Annotated in this window: 3 protein-coding genes and 1 pseudogene; 1 reads left to right on the top strand and 3 read right to left on the bottom strand. The window is 72.4% G+C overall.

What is annotated here, in order from left to right:
• From VIB11_RS16650 to VIB11_RS16640, 3 genes and pseudogenes are all read right to left on the bottom strand, one after another.
• Nucleotides 1-288, bottom strand: a pseudogene (locus VIB11_RS16650) (glycosyltransferase family 2 protein); the annotation flags it as partial.
• The gene (glf, locus tag VIB11_RS16645; protein WP_332057190.1) at nucleotides 285-1,469 is read right to left on the bottom strand and encodes a UDP-galactopyranose mutase; all 1,185 of its coding nucleotides are present in this window, start codon (nucleotides 1,467-1,469) and stop codon (nucleotides 285-287) included. The gene glf and the pseudogene VIB11_RS16650, both read right to left, overlap by 4 nt.
• A complete protein-coding gene (locus VIB11_RS16640) occupies nucleotides 1,466-2,452 on the bottom strand; it encodes a glycosyltransferase (protein WP_332057189.1) in 987 nt (328 codons plus the stop codon). The genes glf and VIB11_RS16640 overlap by 4 nt, the downstream gene beginning before the upstream one ends.
• 126 nt (nucleotides 2,453-2,578) lie before the next feature.
• Between VIB11_RS16640 and VIB11_RS16635 the strand changes: the two genes are divergently transcribed.
• Nucleotides 2,579-3,288 (top strand): glycosyltransferase (locus VIB11_RS16635; protein ID WP_332057188.1); only part of this gene is annotated, 710 nt, incomplete at its 3' end.

Genomic DNA, 3,288 nt, shown 5'->3' with positions numbered 1-3,288 from the left:
GCGCACCCGCAGGGTCACGCTGTCGACCACGGTCCACCGTCGCCAGTAGCCGGCGGGGAAGGCGTTGAAGTAGGTCGCGAACGAGGCCCGCTGGCCCGGCGCGAGCCGGTAGGCGCGGCGCCCGAGCACCTGGTCGGGGTGCTGTGTGCTCGCGACGGGGGTGGCCGGTGCGTCGTCGACGGACGGGGCGGGGACGTGCTCGCCGTCGACGTAGAGCGGCAGCACGTCCAGGTCGCCGTCGACCGGGAGGACCACCGAAGCGACCACGCGCTGGTTCACCACGCTCACCGCCCCGTCACCGCCATCCGGGCCGTGCCGGTCAGCAGGGCCTCGAGGTCGTTGTCCACGAGGCGCAGCGCGGACGCGATGGCCATGTGCATGTCCAGGTACTGGTAGGAGCCGAGCCTGCCGCCGAACGCCACGGAGTGGTCGATGCGCTCCGCCTCCACGAGCTCGCGGTAGGCAAGCAGGCGGGCACGGTCCTCCGCGGTGTTGACCGGGTAGTACGGCTCGTCACCCACGTCGGCGAAGCGCGAGTACTCCCGGACGACAACAGTCTTGTCGCTGGGGTAGTCCCGCTCGGGGTGGAAGTGGCGGAACTCCAGGATGCGGGTGTGCTCGGCCTCCTCGTCCGCGTAGTTCATCACCGGCGCGCCCTGGAAGTCCCCGGTGGCCAGCACCTCCTGGTGGAAGTCGATGGTGCGCCACCCCAGCGGGCCGTGCACGGTGCCGAAGTAGCGGTCGATCGGGCCGGTGTAGACGACCGGCACCTGCCCACGAAGGGCGTCGATCGACAGGTCGTGGCCACCCTCGAGGACGTCGGTCTCGAGCCGGACCGTCACCCGGGGATGGTCCGCCATCCTCGTCAGCCACGCGGCATACCCGTCGACCGGAAGCCCCTCGTGGGTGTCGTTGAAGTAGCGGTTGTCGTAGCTGTAGCGCACGGGCAGGCGGCTGATGACCTCGGCGGGCAGGTCGGTCGGGTCGGTCTGCCACTGCTTGGCGGTGTAGCCGCGCACGAAGGCCTCGTAGAGGGGACGGCCGATGAGGGAGATCGCCTTCTCCTCGAGGTTCCCGGGGTCGCCGGTCAGCTCGGACGCCTGGCGTGCCACCAGCTCCCGCGCCTCCTGCGGGCCCAGCGCGGACCTGAAGAACTGGTTGATCGTGCCGAGGTTGATCGGCATCGGGAAGACCTCGCCGCGGTGCACGGTCCAGACCCGGTGCTGGTAGGGCGTGAACGCGGTGAAGCGGTTGACGTACTCCCAGACCCGCTCGTTCGAGGTGTGGAACAGGTGGGCTCCGTAGCGGTGCACCTCGATCCCCGTCTCCGGCTCGATGTCGCTCCAGGCGTTGCCCCCGAGGTGGTCCCGTCGGTCGAGCACGACGACGTCGAGCCCCTGGTGCGCAGCGCGCTCTGCGACGGTCAGGCCGAAGAGGCCGGCGCCGACGACGACGAGGTCGGCCCTCATGCGCCCTCCTCCCCACGGACGGGGCGAGCCGGCGGAGCCGTCTCCGGCCGGTCGGGACGCTCCACCACCGGCAGCCAGTCCAGCGTCCCGGAGGCAACGGCGGGTTCGGTGAACGCGCGGCGGTAGAGGCCCTGTCGCACGAACACCGGCAGGACGCGGTACCCGCCGCGGACGGCGAGGTTGCGCATCATCTGTCGGGACGTCGTGAAGCCTTCACGGTGCAGCCGCCGCTGCAGGCCCACCTCCGAGCGCAGCAGCCGCATCCCGCCGCGCCGCTCGTACGACCCGGCGTCGACGCGGTAGAGCACGAGCGGCTCGGCCACGTTCGCGACACGCGCCCCGCCGGCGATCATGCGGGTGAAGAGCCAGTAGTCCTCGAGCAGCGGGAGGTCGCGGTAGCCACCGGCCTCGAGGACGGCGGAGCGGCGGTAGACCACGGTCGGGTGGTTGAAGGGGCTCCGCAACCGCGCGGTCGCGGCGATGTGGGCAGGCTCCAGTGGCGGCACCCGCAGGACGATGCCCTGCCCGCCGTGTGCACCCGCGGTCGCCAGGTCCTCGGTGAACTCGCGCATGCCGGACCCGACGAGGTCGGCGCCGCCCTCGATGAGGGGCAGCTGGGTCGCGAACCTGTGCGGGAGGCTGATGTCGTCGGCGTCCATCCGGGCGATGACCTCGTGCCGGCAGGCCGAGAGACCGCACTGCAGCGCCTGGGCGAGGCCCACGTTGTGCGAGAGCCGAAGCCGTCGCACCGGCACCGGGCTCGCGGACTCGATGCGCTCCAGGGCCGAGGCCAGCGCGGGGGTGACCTTGCCGTCCTGGACGATCACGACCTCGTCGGGCCGGCGCAGCTGTTCGTGGACGGTACTGCGGAACGCCCGGTCGACCTGACCCGGGTCGTCGCCGCGGTACACGGGCAGCAGAAGGGAGAAGGGAACTCGCACGCTGGCGAAGGTAGGCAGCGCCTCGGTCCAGTCGGTGAACACGGCGCGACCCTGCGGTGACACGGGCGCCAAGGCCCGGGGTGGGCCGCCAGTGACCGCCCGCTGGTGGTCACACCCCGTTCACGTGCCGTACCCGCCACCTGTGCCGGGCCGCCCTAGCGTGCGGGCGTGGGCATTCGAGACTGCACCGTCATCTGCGTCATCGTGACCCGGGACCGGCCCGAGCTGCTGGCGCGGGCCGTCAGCGCGGTCGCCGCCCAGAGCCGCCGGCCGGACCACCTCGTCCTCGTGGACAACGGGTCGGACCCACGGGCCGAGGCGATCGCCGCCGCCAGCGGCATCCCCTTCACCTACCTGCCCTCGGCCACGAACCTCGGTGGCGCCGGCGGGTTCGCGTACGGCGTGCTGCAGGCGAGGGCGCTGGGCGCCGACTGGGTCTGGCTGGCCGACGACGACGGCCGGCCTGCTGACCGGTGGACGCTGGGCCGCCTGCTGGTCTGCGCCGAGGACCACGGGCTCAGGGCGGTCTCGCCCCTGGTCGTGGACGACCAGGACCCGCAGCAGCTGGCGTTCCCGCTGCGACGCGGTCTGGTCTGGGTGCGTCGTCGCACCGACCTCGGGCCGGGCGAGACCCTCGCCGGCGTGGCGAACCTCTTCAACGGCGCGCTGCTCTCGGAGGCCGCGATCGAGGCCGTCGGTGTGCCGGACCCGAGGCTGTTCGTCCGCGGTGACGAGGTCGAGATGCACCGCCGCCTGCGCCGCAGCGGCCTGCCCTTCGGGACCTGTACCGAGGCCACCTACCTGCACCCCCAGGGGCGGGACGACTGGGCTGCGGTGCTCGGCGGTCGGCTGTGGGTGCTCGTCCCCCGCGACCCGGA

The sequence above is a fragment of the Pedococcus sp. genome (assembly GCF_036554925.1).
Classification (GTDB): Bacteria; Actinomycetota; Actinomycetes; order Actinomycetales; family Dermatophilaceae; genus Pedococcus_A.
This window is presented reverse-complemented; position numbering and strand designations above follow the sequence as displayed.

What these genes read in the sequence shown, in the direction of transcription:
- glf (WP_332057190.1), bottom strand. Translation starts at nt 1,469, where the DNA reads ATGAGGGCCGACCTCGTCGTCGTCGGCGCCGGCCTCTTCGGCCTGACC.